The 18,882-nt window shown below is 42.4% G+C and carries 15 protein-coding genes; 12 read left to right on the top strand and 3 right to left on the bottom strand.

Annotated elements, in window-relative coordinates:
* The first annotated feature begins 14 nt into the window (after nt 1-14).
* Both H0W44_07100 and H0W44_07095 read left to right on the top strand, forming a co-directional pair.
* Complete coding sequence (locus tag H0W44_07100; GenBank protein MBA3582203.1) at nt 15-2,204, top strand: PAS domain-containing protein; 2,190 nt, start codon at nt 15-17, stop codon at nt 2,202-2,204.
* 133 nt (nt 2,205-2,337) lie between these two features.
* Nucleotides 2,338-3,444, top strand: coding sequence for a mechanosensitive ion channel family protein (locus tag H0W44_07095; protein MBA3582202.1), 1,107 nt, complete (start codon nt 2,338-2,340; stop codon nt 3,442-3,444).
* A gap of 75 nt (nt 3,445-3,519) precedes the next feature.
* Here the strand turns inward: H0W44_07095 and H0W44_07090 are convergent, their stop codons facing one another.
* Nucleotides 3,520-4,113, bottom strand: coding sequence for a carboxymuconolactone decarboxylase family protein (locus H0W44_07090; GenBank protein ID MBA3582201.1), 594 nt, complete (start codon nt 4,111-4,113; stop codon nt 3,520-3,522).
* A 167-nt stretch (nt 4,114-4,280) separates the two neighbouring features.
* On the opposite strand from H0W44_07090, the gene H0W44_07085 reads away from it, so the two are divergent.
* Entirely contained in the window at nt 4,281-5,096 is an 816-nt protein-coding gene (locus H0W44_07085) for an SDR family oxidoreductase (GenBank protein MBA3582200.1), read from the top strand.
* Nucleotides 5,097-5,105: 9 nt separating this feature from the next.
* Here H0W44_07085 and H0W44_07080 read toward each other — a convergent pair whose 3' ends face one another.
* A complete protein-coding gene (locus H0W44_07080; protein MBA3582199.1) occupies nt 5,106-5,648 on the bottom strand; it encodes a hypothetical protein in 543 nt (180 codons plus the stop codon).
* A gap of 17 nt (nt 5,649-5,665) precedes the next feature.
* Nucleotides 5,666-7,033 (bottom strand): adenylosuccinate lyase, encoded by a 1,368-nt coding sequence (gene purB / locus H0W44_07075; GenBank protein MBA3582198.1) that lies wholly within the window; start codon nt 7,031-7,033, stop codon nt 5,666-5,668.
* A gap of 96 nt (nt 7,034-7,129) precedes the next feature.
* On the opposite strand from purB, the gene H0W44_07070 reads away from it, so the two are divergent.
* The 9 genes from H0W44_07070 to H0W44_07030 all read left to right on the top strand — a co-directional run bounded on the left by H0W44_07070 (nt 7,130) and on the right by H0W44_07030 (nt 18,863).
* The gene (locus H0W44_07070) at nt 7,130-8,515 is read left to right on the top strand and encodes a class II fumarate hydratase (protein ID MBA3582197.1); all 1,386 of its coding nucleotides are present in this window, start codon (nt 7,130-7,132) and stop codon (nt 8,513-8,515) included.
* Between the two features lie 180 nt (nt 8,516-8,695).
* Entirely contained in the window at nt 8,696-11,371 is a 2,676-nt protein-coding gene (acnA, locus tag H0W44_07065) for an aconitate hydratase AcnA (protein MBA3582196.1), read from the top strand.
* A 444-nt stretch (nt 11,372-11,815) separates the two neighbouring features.
* Nucleotides 11,816-13,936 (top strand): Hpt domain-containing protein, encoded by a 2,121-nt coding sequence (locus H0W44_07060; protein ID MBA3582195.1) that lies wholly within the window; start codon nt 11,816-11,818, stop codon nt 13,934-13,936.
* A 15-nt stretch (nt 13,937-13,951) separates the two neighbouring features.
* Nucleotides 13,952-14,314, top strand: coding sequence for a response regulator (locus H0W44_07055; GenBank protein MBA3582194.1), 363 nt, complete (start codon nt 13,952-13,954; stop codon nt 14,312-14,314).
* 2 nt (nt 14,315-14,316) lie between these two features.
* Entirely contained in the window at nt 14,317-14,766 is a 450-nt protein-coding gene (locus H0W44_07050) for a chemotaxis protein CheX (GenBank protein MBA3582193.1), read from the top strand.
* Nucleotides 14,767-14,786: 20 nt separating this feature from the next.
* A complete protein-coding gene (locus H0W44_07045) occupies nt 14,787-15,269 on the top strand; it encodes a chemotaxis protein CheX (protein ID MBA3582192.1) in 483 nt (160 codons plus the stop codon).
* Nucleotides 15,250-16,188 carry a hypothetical protein gene (locus tag H0W44_07040; protein ID MBA3582191.1) on the top strand — a complete coding sequence of 313 codons (939 nt, stop codon included), beginning with the start codon at nt 15,250-15,252 and terminating at the stop codon, nt 16,186-16,188. Before H0W44_07045 ends, H0W44_07040 begins: the two co-directional genes overlap by 20 nt.
* 167 nt (nt 16,189-16,355) lie before the next feature.
* A complete protein-coding gene (locus tag H0W44_07035) occupies nt 16,356-18,497 on the top strand; it encodes an Hpt domain-containing protein (GenBank protein ID MBA3582190.1) in 2,142 nt (713 codons plus the stop codon).
* Entirely contained in the window at nt 18,498-18,863 is a 366-nt protein-coding gene (locus H0W44_07030; protein MBA3582189.1) for a response regulator, read from the top strand.
* Nucleotides 18,864-18,882 lie beyond the last annotated feature (19 nt).

The following is an 18,882-nucleotide window of genomic DNA, read 5'->3' as shown; positions in this document are numbered from 1 at the left end:
CGGGTATCGACTTCATGACACTATTGCAATATGGGAAAGTAGCCAAAGATATTTTGATTATCGCGGCGGTGATTGCGGGCGGCACCTATGGCGGAATTAGATTCCAGTCGTTTGTTAATCAGGCTAAACAGGAACGCGCCACTATTCAGCTGGAAAATATGATTTCAACGTATACGCTGCGCATGCAAGATGCTTTTGCTATGAATGTTAAAGAAGTGAACGGTTTAGCTAATTACGTTAGTCACTATGCAGATACGGCAGAACCCGATAGATTTAAAAGTTATCTGCAAGATATATTGCAATTTGACGCGCATCTGAAACAAGTGGCTTATCTTCAGCAGAGTGAAGCCGGTTACATTGATATGGGTGATGCTTACTATTACACCCAAGACACGACTCAGAAACGTCTGGTAAAAGATGCTGAATTACAGACCAAGCTTTCTCAAGATGTATCATCAGCCGTCGCTTTATTAACAACGGAGAGTAGAAAAAAATCAACCTACTATTTAGCTGCTCCTATGAAAGTGACATCAGAAAATGCAGAAATGTACGGTGCTAACCATAATTATTTTGTAGCGGAATTTGGTTTCAGTGCGACCGTCGACGAAGTATTGCAATCGGTGGTGCCAGATTGGATGGATGTGGTGTTGTATGACAGCCCAAGCCCACGTCATTATCAGCAGCTACATTATTTTTCAGCAAAAAATAATAAAAAAATAATTGATCCTATCTCTCAAGATAATCCCCATGCGGTTTTTTTGCCAGGTAGTATTGATATTCAAGGCCATATGATATCTGTTTTATATTCACCTAATTCTTCGGATTTTTTCGAAGCAGGCACGGCTGAATCGTTCATGTCGTTTTTTCTAATCGCGGGTTCTTCTTATGCGTTGGCGATTTATTTAATTACATTAAAACGACGTGAAATAAAAATTAACCACTTGGTTGAAGAACGTACGCAGGAATTATCTGAGTCGCAGAAAAAAATACAAATGCTAATTAACTCGGTGGATGGACTGCTATGGGAAGCGCACCCGCATTCTAATATTTTTACCTATGTCAGCGGGCAAGCAGAAAAAATGTTTGGTTATCCTAGAGAACGGTGGCTAGAAGACAAAAAATTCTTTAAAAGTCTTATTCATCCAGATGATTACGTGACTGTGATTACAAAAAATGCGGAAGAAACGCAAGCATTGCGTAATTATGATTACGCTTGCAGAATGTTAACGGCCGCAGGCAAGGAAATATGGGTTCGTAATCGAGTCACCGTAGTCACCAAAGATAAGACGCCTTTGATATTGAGAGGGGTGATGTTTGATATTACCGAAGGTAAAATTTTTGCCGAAGAAAAAGAAAAAATGGCTAAGGAGTTGCAGCAATCACAAAAATTAGAATCTATAGGGCAATTAGCGGCTGGGATCGCGCATGAAATTAACACGCCCGCGCAGTTTGTGGGCGATAACATAGAGTTTCTAAAAAGTAGTTTTGATAATTACGACAAACTTATTATGGCATCGATAGAATTAACAAAAATAATTCAAAGTAAAGATCTGTTTATTGACGAGGTGGCTAGCGTCAATAATATTATAAAAGAAATAGATCTTGGTTATTTGCAAGAAGAGTTGCCGGTGGCATTGGCTCAATCTAAAGAGGGTGTGCAGCGCATTAGTAAAATAGTGAGCGCCATGAAAGCATTCTCACATCCAGGGTCTGGAGAAAAAGAGCTTTCCGATATTAATAAATCGATAGAAAATACTATTACCGTATCGAGAAGTGAATGGCGAGACGTTGCCGAAATTGTTACCCATTTAGATGAAAATTTGCCTATGGTTTCTTGTTATATCGGAGAAATTAATCAAACTGTGCTCAATATTATTGTTAACGCGGCGCATGCCATTGGCGATACCTTGTCAGGCAAAGATATTTCCGGGGAGATTACTATTAGCACGCAAAAGATAGGTGCTGATATCGAGATTAGAATCGCGGATAATGGCCCTGGCATGCCTGAAGCGATTATGAAAAAAATATTTGATCCGTTTTTTACAACTAAAGTAGTGGGTAAAGGAACGGGTCAAGGTTTGTCAATGGCGCGCAATTGTATTGTTAATAGGCATGGTGGTGATTTGAACGTTAAAAGTGAGATAGGGAAAGGCACAGAATTCATAATTCGATTGCCAATAACTGCTGAAGTCAAAAAGGTCTAACTATTCTTAGGTCGTTATCAATTGGCTTTTGTTCTAGCCAAAAGCACAAGATCATTTTTCAGTTTGCTTGAAATCACGCTTAGCTTGCGCGACACTGCGCACTATGTTTTGAACGCACGCTGAGAGTTGCAATATGCATCGTTTTATGGAAACCGCCATTTTAAATTATTGGATCACGCAAGTGGTGCTGATTCTGTTAGTCACTCTTGTGGTGAGTTTTGCAGGACGTTTGTTGCTGGATCGTTTGCAGCGTCAAGCCTTAACCTCGGTAAATATTTGGGATGATGCGTTGATTACGGCATTGCGTTTGCCATTGCGCGTGTTGATTTGGTTTTTGTCGATTTGGATTGTTGCGCAATTGATTATCGCTAATTTACATGTGGCTCTGTGGGATAACGCTGGCGATCATTGGCGGCAATTACGGACAGCGGTTGTGATTTTTTGTTTTATTTGGTTTGTGTTACGTTTTATTCGGCAGGTTGAACAGGGTTATATCCAACAAAGTGTCAGCGTGGATCTGACGACGATGCAAGCACTAGGCAAATTAGCGCGCATGATGGTCGTTATTATCGGGGTTTTGGTGATAGTACAAAATCTTGGTTTTAGTATCGCGGGGGTATTGGCGTTTGGTGGTGTAGGCGGTATTGCACTGGGTTTTGCTGCAAAAGATTTATTAGCCAATTTTTTTGGCGGCTTCATGATTTATTTAGATCGACCCTTTGCGGTGGGAGATTGGATACGTTCTACGGAGCGCGAAATCGAAGGCACGGTAGAAGAAATAGGCTGGCGTGTGACGCGCATTAGAACCTTAGATCGGCGCTTGTTGTATGTGCCGAACGCTATGTTTACGAGCATTACAGTAGAAAATGTTACGCGCATGAGTCATCGACGCATAGAGCAAATATTGGGTTTGCGTTATAAAGATATTGCAGTGATAGAAGTCATTGCAGAAAAAATTGAAGCTATGTTGAAAGCGCATGCCGATATTGATCAAGAGCAACCTTTAGCTGTCAATCTGACACAATTTTCCGCTTCGTCTTTAGATGTGGTGGTGTATTGCTTTACACCTGCAATCGCAATGAAAGATTTTTGGCGCGTGCGCCAAGACGTGTTGTTAAAAGTCGCGAATATTATAAAAGCAGGAAAAGCAGAAATTGCATTTTCTACGACAACGATGCATATGCCTGAAAATATTTCTTCTGCCAATAAAGACCAGCCAGAAAGTGAAATTAACAAGTAGGCGTGGTGTTTTTTTAACGATGAGCACCGCATATAGATTTTATATGCGGTTCATGCGCATCAACGAATATAAAAATTATTTCCCTGCATGTTTGCCAGCAGTCCAGCCACGAGGCCCTAAATGTTTGTTCGCCATGGCGAGTGGTTCTGCTTCTAAGTCTGTTGCCATCGTATCGTTCCAGCGATTTAAATAACCAAATAAAGCGATTGCACCCACTAGTTCAACAATTTCTGGTTCTGAAAAATGTTGCCTGAGTTCGTCAAAATGTTCTTTGGTAACGGCATTTGGCACTTGACCTGCATCACGCGCTAAACGCAATACCGCAACTTCGGCGGGTGGGAATTTATTATTAAATTCAAACTGCCAAATATCAGCGAGGTCTTCTGGTGATGCATCGAGTACTGCGCCAAAAATTACCATATGTGCTTGGCAATACACGCAACCCGATGCGCTAGATGACACTAGTGCGGCCATGCGCTTTAAACGAGTAGGTACCGTGCCGTTCATCATAATCGCATTGGCGAGTGCTAAATAACCATGCACGATATCAGGACGATGCGCCATGGTTTTTAAACTATTCGGTACGAAGCCAACCATGGCTTCCATTTTTTTAAACATCTCTTCGAACTGTGGTAATTGTTCGCGTGGAATCGGTGCGATATGAGCCATGCCTGTTCTCCTGTGTTTGTGTGCAGCCAATTTAGCAGAAGTCAATTCAAACATCTATCAGTCAAGGATAGACAAGTTATCGCGTTTCATTAATATATGGCCATCTAAAAAAAGAATTCATAGTTGTTATCTGATCACTAATTAATAAAACAAAAAAGGATAGGCATATGGCTTGTGTAGTCATAACGGGTGGTACTAAAGGCATAGGTAAAGCTTATGCCATGGAGTTTTTAAAACGTTCCTATGATGTAGTGATTACCGGGCGTGATACAGAATCTCTGCAAACGGTTGTTGAGGAATGTCAGGCTTTGCAATCAGGCCGCGTTTTAGCTTGTGTGTGCGATGTGAATAAGGAAGCGGATTATTTACGTTTATGGCATACAGCAACAGAGGCTTTTGGTGCTGTTGATATTTGGATTAATAACGCTGCGTTTGGTCATTCGCCGATTGCGATAGAACGTTTATCGTGGGCGCAGTTAGAAACGGTAATACAAATTAATTTAATGGGCAGTATGTTAGGTAGTAAAGTCGCTTATGAAGCGATGTTGAAACAAGGTCATGGGCATATTTATATTACATTAGGTGCTGGTGCAGATAAGCGTTTGCATCCACGGATGTTGGGTTATGCAACTTCAAAATGTGGTTTACAATATTTTGCTCGTTGTTTAGTACAAGAAGCGCTTAATACACCAGTTAAAATAAGCATGTTGCATCCTGGCGTCACCATTACCGAAGGTTTATTGCGTGAAACGCGGCAAGGACAAAAACAAATGTCGGCAGCGGAGTTTAAAGAATTTATCTCGATTATTAATTTGTTGGGTGAGCGCGTAGAAACTAATGTGCCATGGTTGGTGGATCAGATGATTAATAACCAAAAATCTGGCCGTGAAATCACCTGGATGACGCCGCGCCGATTTTTAATGCGCTTGATTAAAAGCTGGTTTGTGAAAAGAGATGTGTTGACAGAATTTGGTATTAGTTAGTTGTGGGCGTTAAATTTTTAATTGCCATAATTCTGGATCAGGTTCACTCTTGTCCCAGATATCATCAAAGGTTTTTAATAATTCGCGGCAGCGAATTGGCGCGTAGAAATTAGCGATGCCATCAAAACGGCTAGCGTCTTGGCGATGGATGTAGCCTTGTTGATCGGCAACTAAAAAGGCTTCGTTGTATTCGCTGTAGTCTTTGTGGATTTTTTTGACTGAAATAAAACTCGATAAGCGTTTTTGTAGATGCAATAAACGATGACCGCGTCGCATCGCTTTTACAGGATAGTGCGCGAGGATACGAATTTCGCTGCGACGACCGCGCAGCGCTAAAGATTTAACGGCTTCAATAAATGCTTGGGTATCGTAGATTTTTGGATCGAGTTCGCGTGTTAACAAAACTAAACTTTGCCGTGCTTGGGTAACTAAGGTGCTGGCTAATAAGGTGTTGTCACTGGCGGTGCCTAGCGTAAAGTTTTCATCGCTTTTGCCTAGCTCATAATTGATGAGCATTTCTGCGCTAAGATCGATGTCGAGTTTGTCGCTCATTATATTTTATTCGTTGATTAGATGGCGCGTGCCATATCAGCAGCGTTGCCGATGTAGGTTTGTGGACGTAATTCGCGCAAGGCTTGTTTCGCGTCATCGGGAATGGCGAGCGTGTTAATAAATTCCTGAATGGATGCAGCGTTCATGCTTTGGCCGCGCGTAAGGGTTTTTAATTTTTCATAAGCTTGTTCAACACCATAACGACGCATGACGGTTTGGATGGGTTCGGCTAAAATTTCCCACGCATTGTTTAAATCTTCTTGTAAACGCGCTTCATTAAGTTCGAGTTTTGTTAAACCTTTAGTAAATGAACTATAGGCAATTACGCTGTGGCCTAAGCCTACGCCTAAGTTGCGCAATACGGTTGAGTCGGTTAAATCGCGTTGCCAACGTGAGATGGGTAATTTTGCCGCCATGTGTTCAAACAAACTATTGGCAAGCCCGAGATTACCTTCTGCATTTTCAAAATCAATGGGATTTACTTTGTGCGGCATGGTGGATGAACCCACTTCACCTGCGATAACTTTTTGTTTGAAATAACCCAGTGAGATGTAACCCCAAATGTCACGACTGGTATCTATTAAAATAGTATTGGTGCGTGCGACTGCGTGAAATAATTCAGCGATGCAATCATGTGGTTCGATTTGAATGGTGTAAGGATTCCAATGCAAGCCTAAGGCTTCTACAAATTGTTTAGCGAAAGCAGGCCAATCGACATTGGGATAAGCGACTTGATGCGCGTTGAAGTTGCCCACTGCGCCGTTAATTTTGCCGCTGATTTCAATCGCTTGAATTTGTTTTACTTGACGTTGTAAACGATGCACTACATTGGCTAATTCTTTGCCCACTGTGGTGGGTGATGCGGTTTGGCCGTGAGTACGTGACAACATCGGCACATCGGCCCATTGATGCGCTAAGTTGCGTAAGTGTTGAATGATAGCGTTAAGTTCAGGGACTAAAACTTCGTCACGTGCGGTTTTTAACATAACACCGTACGATAAATTGTTAATATCTTCGGAAGTGCAGGCGAAGTGCACAAATTCGTTAATGGCATTGAGTTCTTTGTGCGCGGCGATGTTGTTTTTAATGTAGTACTCAATCGCTTTCACATCGTGATTGGTCGTGCGTTCAATGTTTTTGATCTCAGCTGCGCCGTCGAGATTAAAATTACTAAGCAGTTGTTCTAAATGTTGTTGTGCTGCGTTGGATAACGGCGGTACTTCGCGAATACCTTCGTGCGCGGCCAGTGCTTGCAGCCAACGGATTTCTACGAGTAAACGATGGCGCATGAGTCCGTATTCGCTAAATATAGGACGTAGCGTGTCGCATTTGCTAGCGTAGCGACCGTCGATAGGGGATAAAGCTGTTAAAGTTGTGAGATCCATGAGCACAAAACAGTTTGGAAAAGGAGCTGGCAGTATAACATGGGTGTTTGTTTGCATGAGCGCTGTTAGTGTTTCCCTTAAAAGTAGAGATCCATTATGACTAAGCAACGTATTGAAAAAGACAGCATGGGTGATGTGGTCGTCCCGGCCGATGCTTTATATGGTGCGCAAACGCAGCGCGCGCTGAATAATTTTGATATTAGCGATATCCGATTGCCGCGTGCATTTATTCGGGCATTGGGTTTGATTAAGCAAGCGTGTGCTTTAAGTCATCAAGCCGCGGGGCGTTTAAATAGTGCGATGGCGACGGCGATCGCGCATGCGGCGCAAGCGGTAGCCGCCGGTGACTATGACGAGCAATTTCCCATTAGTGTGTTTCAAACCGGTTCCGGCACCAGTACTAATATGAATGCGAATGAAGTGATTGCGACCTTGGCGAGCCGCGCCTTGGGTGCAGCGGTGCATCCTAATGATCACGTGAATATGAGCCAAAGCTCTAACGATGTCATTCCCAGCGCTATTCATGTGGCAGCGGCCTTACAGATTCAGGAGCAATTGCTGCCCGCATTAGCGCATTTGACCGAAACTATTGAACGGCGGGCTGAGGAATTAAAATCGGTGGTGAAAACCGGCCGCACGCATTTAATGGATGCGTTGCCGATTACCTTGGGTCAAGAGTTGGGCGCATGGGCGGGGCAAATCCGTAGTAATAGTCAGCGCCTTGAAGAAGGTCTAGCAAGGCTGCGGATTTTGCCGCAAGGCGGCACGGCGGTGGGAACGGGGGTGAACGCGAGCGCGGCTTTTGGCGCGGAGGTCGCTGCGCAATTAAGTCATTTAACCGGCCAGGCCTTTGTTGCGAGTAGCCATCCTTTTGAACAAATGAGTGCACAAGATACCGCGGTAGAAATGAGTGGGCATTTGAATACCTTGGCGGTTAGCCTGATGAAAATCGCCAACGATTTACGCTGGATGAACAGTGGGCCATTAGCTGGTTTAGGTGAAATTAGCTTGCCGGCCTTGCAGCCGGGCAGCAGCATTATGCCCGGCAAGGTGAACCCGGTGATTCCCGAAGTCGTTGCGATGGCGGCGGCGCAAGTGATGGGGCAGCATGTGACCCTGACGATTGCGGGGCAGTCCGGTAATTTTCAGCTGAATGTGATGTTGCCGCTGATCGCGCATAATTTGTTAAACAGTATTGATTTGTTAAGTCGTGCCGCTCGCAGCTTGACCGATAAAGCGATTGCGGGCTTCACTATTAATACCGAACGTTTGCAGCAGACGCTGGCACAAAATCCGATATTGGTAACCGCACTTAACGATGAGATCGGCTATGAGCGTGCTGCGCAAATTGCCAAGCGCGCTTATCAAGAAGGCCGTCCCATTTTCGATGTGGCCTTAGAAATGGTCGATACGTTAGATGCGGAGCAGTTGCGCCGTTTGTTAGATCCCATTGGCCTGGCGCGTGGTGCTCGGTCCCTGTAGTGACTGGAGCGCCCCTCTATTAATATAGTATGTGTGGCCGACCGCTGTAGGGGCAGTAATTATCCTAAGCCTAGGTTATAATGCGCGCCTCTTTTTCGGCGGTGGTTGTGTTGTTGGTCTTTTACACATACCGCCTCCGCAAGTACACGCTTTAATCAACATTAACGAAAGGGTTGCTGAATGAGTAACAGTTTCAACGCACGCCAAACGCTGGAAGTAAACGGCAAAAAATATCAAATCTATTCATTAGCGGGTTTAGGCGACAAGGTCGCTAAATTACCGTTCTCATTAAAAATTCTGCTAGAAAATTTGCTGCGTTTTGAAGACGGCGTGAATACGACTAAGCATGACGTTGATGGTTTGATTAATTGGGATCCGAAAGCAGTACCCGATAAAGAAATTGCTTTCACACCGGCGCGAGTGGTGATGCAAGATTTTACCGGCGTACCCGCAGTGGTTGATTTAGGCGCGATGCGCGATGCGATGAAATTGTTAGGCGGTGATCCAGAAGAAATTAATCCTTTATCACCTGCTGAGTTAGTTATCGATCATTCGGTGCAAGTTGACCATTATGGTAGCAGCGATGCATTAGATTTAAATTCAGTTATTGAATATCAACGTAACACCGAACGTTATTCGTTTTTGCGTTGGGGTCAAAAAGCATTTGAAAACTTCCGTGTGGTTCCGCCTAACACCGGTATTGTGCATCAAGTTAATTTAGAAAATTTAGCGCGCGTTATTTTTGGCGAATTAAAAGACGGCGTATTACAAGCGTATCCTGATACGGTTGTAGGTACGGATTCACATACGACCATGATTAATGGTGTGGGTGTATTAGGCTGGGGCGTAGGCGGCATTGAAGCGGAAGCGGCAATGTTAGGTCAACCGATTACCATGTTGATTCCTGAAGTAGTCGGTTTCAAATTAATCGGTCGTTTACCGGAAGGCGCAACTGCAACGGATTTAGTTTTAACCGTTACTCAAATTTTACGTAAACACGGCGTCGTGGGTAAGTTCGTAGAATTTTATGGTGATGGTTTGGCGTACTTGCCGTTAGCCGATCGTGCAACGATTGCGAATATGGCGCCCGAATATGGCGCAACCTGCGGTATCTTTCCTATCGATGAAGAAACATTAAACTATTTACGTTTATCAAATCGCTCGGAAGAAAATATTGCGATTGTTGAAGCGTATGCAAAACATCAAGGTTTATGGCGTATTGCAGGTCAAGAAGCTACTTACAGCGAAACGTTATCGCTTGATATGAATACCGTAGTACCTAGCTTAGCGGGTCCAAAACGTCCGCAAGATCGCATTCGTTTAGATGAAGCGGGCACCGCAATTAAAACGGCGTTGATTGGTATGCAAGCCGAACGCAAACAAGGTGTTGATAAAGCTAGCGTAACGTATAAAGGCGAAACCTTTGAATTAAAAGATGGCGCGGTTGTTATCGCGGCGATCACCAGTTGTACTAATACGTCTAATCCTAGCGTTATTATGGCAGCGGGTTTATTAGCGAAAAATGCCGTTGAAAAAGGTTTAGTCGTTAAAAGTTGGGTAAAAACATCTTTAGGGCCGGGCTCTTTAGTGGTATCGGATTATTTAGAAAAAGCCGGTTTATTAACTTACTTAAATAAATTAGGTTTTAATATTGTGGGTTATGGTTGCACCACGTGCATTGGTAACTCAGGTCCTTTGCCTGATGAAATCGGTAAAGCGATTCAAGATAATAAATTGATCGTAACCTCTGTGTTATCGGGTAACCGCAATTTTGAAGGTCGTATTCATCAAGATATTAAAATGAACTTCTTAGCATCACCGCCGTTAGTGGTGGCGTATGCGATTGCCGGTCGTGCTGATATAGATCCTTATAAAGATCCGTTAGGCCAAGATAAAAATGGTAAAGATGTTTACTTGCGCGATATTTGGCCGAGCACTGCGGACATTAGCGCCTTAGTGAACAAAACGATTACGCGTGAAATGTTTGCGAAAAATTATCAAGACGTATTCAAAGGCGATAAGCGTTGGCAAAAAATTGAAACGCCAGAAGGTGCGCAATATCGTTGGGATAATAATTCCACTTATATTAAAAAAGCGCCTTATTTTGATGGCATGACCATGACGCCGCCCGGCATTAAACAAGTTAATGGTGCGCGCTGTTTGGCAAAACTGGGTGACTCTGTGACCACCGATCATATTTCACCTGCGGGTTCGATTAAAGCAGATTCACCTGCCGGTAAATATTTGATGGCGAATGGTGTGGCTAAAGTTGATTTCAATTCTTATGGCTCACGTCGGGGTAATCATGAAGTGATGGTGCGTGGTACGTTTGCGAATGTGCGTTTGCGCAATCAAATGGCGCCTGGTACTGAAGGTGGCATTACCTCGTATCAACCCGCTGGCGAAGTGATGAGTATTTATGATGCGTCGGTTAAATACGCAGAACAAAATATTCCATTAGTCGTATTGGCTGGTAAAGAATATGGCACAGGTTCTTCGCGTGATTGGGCTGCTAAAGGTTCGTTATTGTTAGGCATTCGCGCGGTTATCGTTGAAAGCTTTGAACGTATTCATCGTTCCAATTTGGTGGGTATGGGTATTTTGCCTTTGCAGTTTAAAGCGGGCGATACACATGAAAGCTTAAAATTGAGTGGCGAAGAAACTTTTGACTTCCAAGGTTTGTTACAAGGCGCTAAAGAATTAACTGTTGTTGCGACCGCTAAAGATGGTAGTAAAAAAACCTTCAAAGTGGATGTGCGTATCGATACTCCAAAAGAGTGGGAGTACTACATCAATGGTGGTATTTTGCAGTACGTGTTACGTCAAATCATTAACGCTAAACAAAAAGCTGCTTAAGATTTAAGTGATGTTATTTAAAAAGCCCGCCTTAATCGGCGGGCTTTTTTTGCGCAGTTTAATAAAGCTATGATGATTGTTTAATATACAGCGCTTTTAATGAATGATAATTCACGATTTGTTTTGATATAGACAAGTGGTTAAAAATCAAAGACCAGCAACAAAACTTTCGCTTAGATTAGATTGCAGCTGTGCCTTTAGGTTTATAGAATCATCGACGAACTAAGGATCTTTGCGCTGACGGATTTGCGCATCATGGAAGTAATGCCTGAGGATGTAGGTGACTATTCACCCCAAAGTGTTGTACAGGCTAGTGATGACAAATAGTAAAAATAACAAGAACGAGTCCGCTCAGTTGCCGTGTGATTGTTTTCTGCAATCACTATCTCTGATATTTATTCCGTTCTGTATCCGATTATTTCTGCAAGCACGGAGGATGTTGGCGTGAGTCAAGCATCAATCAGTAATTTTTTCTCTGAATTTAAAAAATACCGCATTATTATTTTGTCTGTATTTGCTTTTCTGGTGATTGATATCGTCGTAATGGTGATCAATGTACAGCATGCAAAAGAACGCTCACAGTTAGCGCAGAGTGTTAGTTTAGGTGGTCGACAAGGTATGTTGACTGAGCATATGAAACAAATTCTGCAACAGATGCAAGTTGCATTAGCGAGCGGGGGGGATCCTAACGTAGGTTTAGATGGTTTGAAATTAACCCACGATGTATTTGAAGGTTCTTTAATGGCTTTCAAAAAAGGTGGTCAAACCATGGGCTCAGATTTAAAACCAGTCTATGTGCCTAAAATTGAAAATCCAAAAGGTCAGGCATTGTTAGGTCAGATGGAGCAGATGTGGCAGCCTTTAAAACACGACATTGAAGCGATTTTGGCGGCTGACGTCCCGACTCTGGAATTAGTGGATCCTGCCTTAGCAAAAGTACGCGAACTATCACCTGCCTTTGGTGGTATGGGGGCGGGTTTGGGTAATATGTTAACGCAGCGTACTGAAATGAAAACCATGCAAATGCGTAACACGCAAATGATTGGTTTGGTATTGGCAGCGTTAAACTTTTTGTTTATCAATATTTATGTCATTCGCAATTTACGTAAAGCCGATCGAGAAGTTCGTGATTATGCCGATCGAGTTCAAGATTATGCGAATGAAGTAGTGAATGCTAAAAAAGAAGCCGATCAGATTTTAGAAACAGTAGGCGATGGTTTATTTGTAATTAGCGCCGAAGGTGAAATTGGCGCTCAACATTCTGCTTCCTTAAATAAAATCCTCATGACCGACCGAATCGCAGGGCGTAATTTTAAGCGCATGATTCGGCCTTATCTCGATGATAAAACCTTTGGCATGTTAGAAGATTATATTGCCTTAATGTTTAAAGCGTCTTTAAAAGAAAAAATGGTTAAATCACATAATCCGTTGGACTGTGTCGAGTTTCATTTTGAAACACCGAATAAAGATTTTGTAACAAAATATTTAGCATTTAGTTTTAGTCGCATTGTTGAACACGGTGAAATTAAAGGTTTGTTAGTATCGGTTTCTGATGCAACGTCTAAAGTTCAGCTTGAAAAACAATTAATTGCATCACAAGAAAAAACCCGCAAGCAAATGGATATGTTGTTTGGTTTGATTCATGTGGGCCCGCAGATGTTAAAAGAATTTATTGATTCTGCGCAGATACATATTGTGACCATCAATGGTTTGTTGAAAAAAGCGGAACAAAGTCGCGATTATAAAGCCACCGTTGAACCTATTTTCCGTGAAATGCACACTTTAAAAGGCAATGCCAGCGTTCTGGAATTGGCTTTGTATGTTGAAATGGCGCATCGATTTGAAGACGAGTTAAGTAGATTGCGCGAAAAAGACGTGGTTGCCGGTGAAGATTTTATTGGCGTAACGCTACGTCTTGATGAATTAGGTCAGTCATTAAATGATTCAATAGAGTTGTTAGAGCAGCTTAGTCGTTTACAAGATGCATTTGGTAATACGACATCTAAACCTTCCGATAAAATATTCGTTGAATCGATTGCCCGTATGGCAAATAAATTTGCCGAAGAAGTGGGTGTTAAAGCGCGTATTGCATTTGAAGGCGCGCAATTTGACAGCATCAAACCGCAGCATTATCAAACCGTTTCAGATGTGTTGACGCAGTTAGTTCGCAATGCGATTGCACACGGTATTGAAAAACCAACTGAACGATTATCTCGCAATAAACCAGAAATCGGTACGGTGCATGTTTATACGGAATTAGGCGAGCATGGCATTGAATTTAGAGTGCGTGATGATGGTCGTGGTTTAGATTTAGAAAAAATTCGGAATCGTGCGCGTGAGTTAGGCAAACATCCGCAGAATGAAATAGAACGTATGAGCAGCGCGGAATTGGCCTCATTGATTTTTACCTCTGGTTTTACAACGTCGGGCGAAGCTACCGAAGCAGCCGGTCGTGGTGTGGGCATGGGTATTGTGCGCGAGCGAGTGCGCGCCTTGGGCGGCCGCATGCAAATGCGTTTTGTCAAAGGCAAAGGCTGTGAATTTAAAATTAGTTTGCCGCATTAATTTGATGATGAGGATATTGTTGTGAAAATTTTGATCGTAGATGACTCGTTGGTGATGCGTAATAAGATTCAGCGATCTATTGCGCAAGCGGGCGTGGAAGTGGTTGGGCATGCGGCGAATGGTCAGCAAGCCATTGATATGTTTGTGTTGCATAAACCTAATCTGGTGACGATGGATATTACGATGCCAGAAATGGATGGCTTGGAATGCGTTGAATCCATTTTAAGAATTTCACCTGCAGCAAAAATCTTAGTTATTTCTGCACTGGCCGATAAAGCGACTGCTTTAGAAGCATTGAAGCGCGGCGCTTCAGGATTTTTATGTAAGCCTTTTAATGATCAGGAGCTTGCCGAAGCCCTGGAAGAATTGCTGGGGTAGTCATGGTCAAAGAAGATGAAGTAAGAGTGTTTATTGATGGCTGCGTTAATTATTTCAGGCACGTAGGTGTTGAAGTGCCGGAAGTATCCGCGCCTTATTTATTAGATGGTGATCCGGATATATTTGATTACACCGGCATTATTGGCATTAGTGGTGCGCGTAAAGGCAATGTTTACTTCACTGCTGAAGCCGGTATTTTGAAATCTATCTTGCAAAGTGTGGGTGAAGAAAGTACCGATCCGCATGTGATGAGCGATATGGTGGGTGAAGTAACGAATACTATTTCCGGCAACGTACGCAAAGTATATGGTCAAAATTTTGTAATTTCAGTGCCGGCTGTTATTACAAGTAATGAAGGGGTTGTGCGTGTGCCCGCAAAAGCATCTGCTTTTGTTGTGCCTTTGAGCTGGAGTAATGCTGGCCGTGCATCGTTGATTATTGTTCTTCAATAATCGTGAGTAATGAGCAGTCTATGATTAATGAACAAGAGCTTTCGGTTTTTGTAGAATCCGCGTTAGAGTTTTTTTATAAAAACACTGGCATAGCGGCATCTATGGATGAACCACGAATAGAGTTAATTGATCCGCCTATTCGTGATGTAGTGGGTTTGATTGAAATTTCAGGCGTTGCTAAAGGTTTTGTGTATACCACTGCAAAACGGGAAGACATTACTCATTTGCTGAATGCAATGGGTGAAAAAGAAGTCGATGGTTTTATGATTCAAGATATTGTCGGTGAGTTGGCAAGCATTATTTCTAGTAATGCTCGTCACAAATTCGGCGATAAATTTAAAGTGTCAGTTCCCAAGATTTTGGTTCCGGGTGGAAGAAAGGTTATGGAAACATCATTAACTGTATTGGTGTTACCAATTCGGTGGCGTAGCGCGGTATTTGAAGTAGTGATTGGCGTGGAGTTAGATCATCAGGAGATGTCGCATGAACAACATATTGAGTAGTGATTTCGATATTATCGAAATGGATGATTGGCAAGACGAAGTAGTGGAATTAGACATTGAATTTGGTGCATTTTCCGCCGCTGATAATAATCGTTTCTTTTCTAAACCCAATAACAATAGCGTTATAAGCTCGCCGCAATCTAGCGAATCAGAAGAGCTAACACGTTTGGTCATCCAAAAAGTGTCGGCGCGGGTATTTCGTTTAGTACGTGGCGCTAAAGAAAAAGTTAAAGATTTAATGTTAGAGCAAGAAGCGTGGAGCATCTTGTGGAATGTGAATGGTAAAAATACAGCTACTCAAATTGCAGAGATTTTAAAAGCGCCGCTGCTTGAAGTTGTTTATCAAATTGAATCTTTACGTTTGTTGGGTTTGGTGTGCCCGGTTGATTCTATTTCTCTGCCTACGTTTATTAAAACAAAAGGCAAAAAAGCGGATAACGTTCCGTCTGTTAATGCGGCAGTTGAACCATCTTCTAGCAAATCAACACCCGCAATTCCTAAACCCGTTTTAGTAAAACCAATAATCGAAGATAAAAACGACACGCCGAAACCTGCCGTCAGTGCGCCTGTTGCTATTGCGGATTCACGACCATTAGATGAGCGAACCGTAGAAGTAGAAATTTTGTCGGGAAATGCCCCTCGGGGTTTTCAATTGCAGGAGTTAATTCGTGCAGTTTATGCGCGTAAAGGCAGCGGGCATGATGCCAAGATGTCGGTTTATTTGATGATGGCCTCTATCAATCGTGAGTTATTGTTGCAAGAAGGGCTGACTTCATTCCGTTATTTTGATGAAGATATTTATATACAAAATCCCTTATTAGTCAAAGAGCTGCTGCATCAAGCGAGTCGCGTAGTGGGATATGATATTCGCCATGACTTAAAACAAGATGTTGGTATTTATACTGCCGCACGCGAATAAGCCCCCATTGCTTTGGTTTAAAGACCATGACGCTCATCTTGGACATGTAGTAATAGATTCTTAAAAAGCCCTCAACAAATAGCGCAACTTGCCGCTATGCAGCATATGCCAACGATCTGTACTGAGGATGGTTGGGCATTTTTTTGACCTTGGGTAAGGAGACCCTGGTGACGCTGCAAAATCCATTCACATTTTCTAAATCAAAATGGTTCGCAATTTTGAGTCGTTATCGCCTTATTATTTCAGCGATTGCGGCTTTTGTAGTGATCGATATTGCGGTCATGATTATCAATATGCAGCTCTCTATAGAGCGCAGTCAGTTAGCTCAAGTCGCCAATTTAGCGAATCGCCAAAGTGTATTGGTTGATAATTTAAGCCGTTTAGTAGGGCAACTCCATGCTTTAAGCGAGCGTAATGGTAATACGTCTCCAGTGATTCAAGAATTGCAAATGGTACAAGGTATTTTTTCTGATACGCAAACGGCCATGCTGCAAGGAGGTTGGACCCCAGGGATGAATTTACAGCCTATTAAATTGCAGCCGCTGGATAATAAAACGAAGCTGTTGATTCAACCGATGGCGCAGAGCTGGCCACCCTTAGCATTGTTGCTGGAAGAAGTCTATTTCGTTAATGGTAAAGATGTTGCGGTGGTTGCTAAAGCGCATAAACAGTTAAGTTTAGCTGCACCACAATTTATGATGGCTGGCCAATCACTCGCTAATTCGCTAGATAAACAAGCTGAAGCAAAAACCACTGCCATGAAGAATACGCAGTTGACGGGTTTAGTGTTAGCTGTTTTAAATTTCTTTTTTATTAATTTTCGCGTTATTCGGAATATGCAAAAATCGGAAGACGAAGTGCGCGATTATGCGGCAAAGGTTGAAACCTATGCTTTTGAAGTCATACGCGCCAAGCGAGAGTCTGATGAAATTTTAGGTTATGTCAATGATGGGCTTTTTGTAATGGATGAAAAAGGAATTGTGGGTACTCAGCATTCAGCATCTTTGAAAAAAATATTAATGGAAGAAGATATTGCAGGTCGACGGTTCATTGATATTATGCGGCCGCAACTTGATCAAAAAACGTTTAATATGTTGTCCGATTATGTGGATTTAATGTTTAAACGTTCCGTTAAGGAAAAAATGCTGACCAGTCATAACCCCGTCGAACAAATAGAAATGACCAAAGAGGTGGGTGGCGTTAGCCATAAGAAATATCTAGATTTTAAATTTTCGCGTGTTTATGAAGGTAAGAGCATTAAATCTTTGTTAGTGACAGTCAGTGATGTGACTATAAAGATAGCATTAGAAGAAAAGTTAGAAGCGTCTTCTGAAAAATCTAAACGCCAAATGGAATTAATGTTCGGTTTGATCCATGTTGGGCCTTCTATGTTAAAGCAATTCGTCGACGCCACCAGCAATCAGCTGTCTGAAATCAATGCATTACTGAAAAGCTCCGAGAATTTATCTGAAAAAAAATCAATTATTGATCCAATTTTTAGAATTGTTCACACCATTAAAGGCAATGCCGCCTTATTAGATTTGGGTTTGTTCGTTGAACAAGCCCATATGTTTGAAGAAGCGTTGTTATGTCTCAATCAAAAATCCGAATCTATTAGTGGCGAAGACTTTATCAATATCGCCATTCAGTTAGATGAGCTCGCCAATGTATTGCGCGATACAATGGAATTGCTGGGAAAACTAATACAATTACAAACAGAATTTGGCGGAGCTGCCGAAAATAAACACGCGATTGTTCGTGCTATGCAAAAAATGACTCTGCGTATGTGTGAAAAAACCGGTAAGCAAATTGAGTTGATCGGTGGTGAATTTGATATTGACCAATTTCCTGAAAAATACCGCGCGATAGCAGCCGACATTACGGTGCAATTGTTGCGTAATGCGGTTGCGCATGGCATTGAGCTGCCCCATGAAAGACGAGCTTTTGCAAAATCAGAAATTGGTCGAATAAAACTCAAAACCACGATGAGTCATGATGGCTATGAGTTGTGTGTGCAAGATGATGGCAAAGGTATTAATTTAGACAGCATTAGACAAAAAGCGAATGAACTCGGTTTGTTGGAGAGCAGTGATAAAGCGACTGACTCAAAATGGTTAAATGTAATATTTGAATCCGGTTTTTCAACGGCAGATTCCGTGGATGTAGCATCAGGTCGTGGCGTCGGCATGGATATTATTAAACAACGAGTAGCGGAAGTGGGCGGTTCTATTGTTTTACGACATGCACCAGGGAAGGGTTGCCAATTCAACATAAAATTTCCTCTCGATGATCTGGCGAAGGTTGCTTAAATGAAAATGATGGTGGTGGATGATTCTTTAGTGATGCGCAACAAAATTCAGCGCGGCATGAGTTCGCGCGGTGTTGAGATTGTAGCTTCTGCCTCAAATGGCGCTGAAGCAGTTCGTGCATTTACGCGCTTACGTCCTGAAATGGTGACATTGGATATCACTATGCCTGAAATGGATGGCTTAGAGTGTTTACGCCAATTATTAGAAATTGAGCCTGAGGTACGCGTGTTAGTTATTTCTGCATTAGCAGATAAAGCGACAGCGATAGAGTCAATTAAACGTGGCGCTGCGGGATTTTTATGCAAACCCTTTAATGACGATGAATTATATGAAGCGCTACAAGAATTATCTGAAATAGAATGTTAAAAGAAGATGAATTTTGTGT

This window comes from Gammaproteobacteria bacterium (assembly GCA_013817245.1).
GTDB lineage: Bacteria > Pseudomonadota > Gammaproteobacteria > HTCC5015 > HTCC5015 > JACDDA01.
This window is presented reverse-complemented; position numbering and strand designations above follow the sequence as displayed.

Bases quoted from the DNA above. Each gene is read 5' to 3' on its own strand.
- H0W44_07100 (MBA3582203.1), top strand. From the start codon at position 15: ATGACACTATTGCAATATGGGAAAGTAGCCAAAGATATTTTGATTATC.
- H0W44_07095 (MBA3582202.1), top strand. From the start codon at position 2,338: ATGCATCGTTTTATGGAAACCGCCATTTTAAATTATTGGATCACGCAA.
- H0W44_07090 (MBA3582201.1), bottom strand. From the start codon at position 4,113: ATGGCTCATATCGCACCGATTCCACGCGAACAATTACCACAGTTCGAA.
- H0W44_07085 (MBA3582200.1), top strand. From the start codon at position 4,281: ATGGCTTGTGTAGTCATAACGGGTGGTACTAAAGGCATAGGTAAAGCT.
- H0W44_07080 (MBA3582199.1), bottom strand. From the start codon at position 5,648: ATGAGCGACAAACTCGACATCGATCTTAGCGCAGAAATGCTCATCAAT.
- purB (MBA3582198.1), bottom strand. From the start codon at position 7,033: ATGGATCTCACAACTTTAACAGCTTTATCCCCTATCGACGGTCGCTAC.
- H0W44_07070 (MBA3582197.1), top strand. From the start codon at position 7,130: ATGACTAAGCAACGTATTGAAAAAGACAGCATGGGTGATGTGGTCGTC.
- acnA (MBA3582196.1), top strand. From the start codon at position 8,696: ATGAGTAACAGTTTCAACGCACGCCAAACGCTGGAAGTAAACGGCAAA.
- H0W44_07050 (MBA3582193.1), top strand. From the start codon at position 14,317: ATGGTCAAAGAAGATGAAGTAAGAGTGTTTATTGATGGCTGCGTTAAT.
- H0W44_07045 (MBA3582192.1), top strand. From the start codon at position 14,787: ATGATTAATGAACAAGAGCTTTCGGTTTTTGTAGAATCCGCGTTAGAG.
- H0W44_07040 (MBA3582191.1), top strand. From the start codon at position 15,250: ATGAACAACATATTGAGTAGTGATTTCGATATTATCGAAATGGATGAT.
- H0W44_07030 (MBA3582189.1), top strand. From the start codon at position 18,498: ATGAAAATGATGGTGGTGGATGATTCTTTAGTGATGCGCAACAAAATT.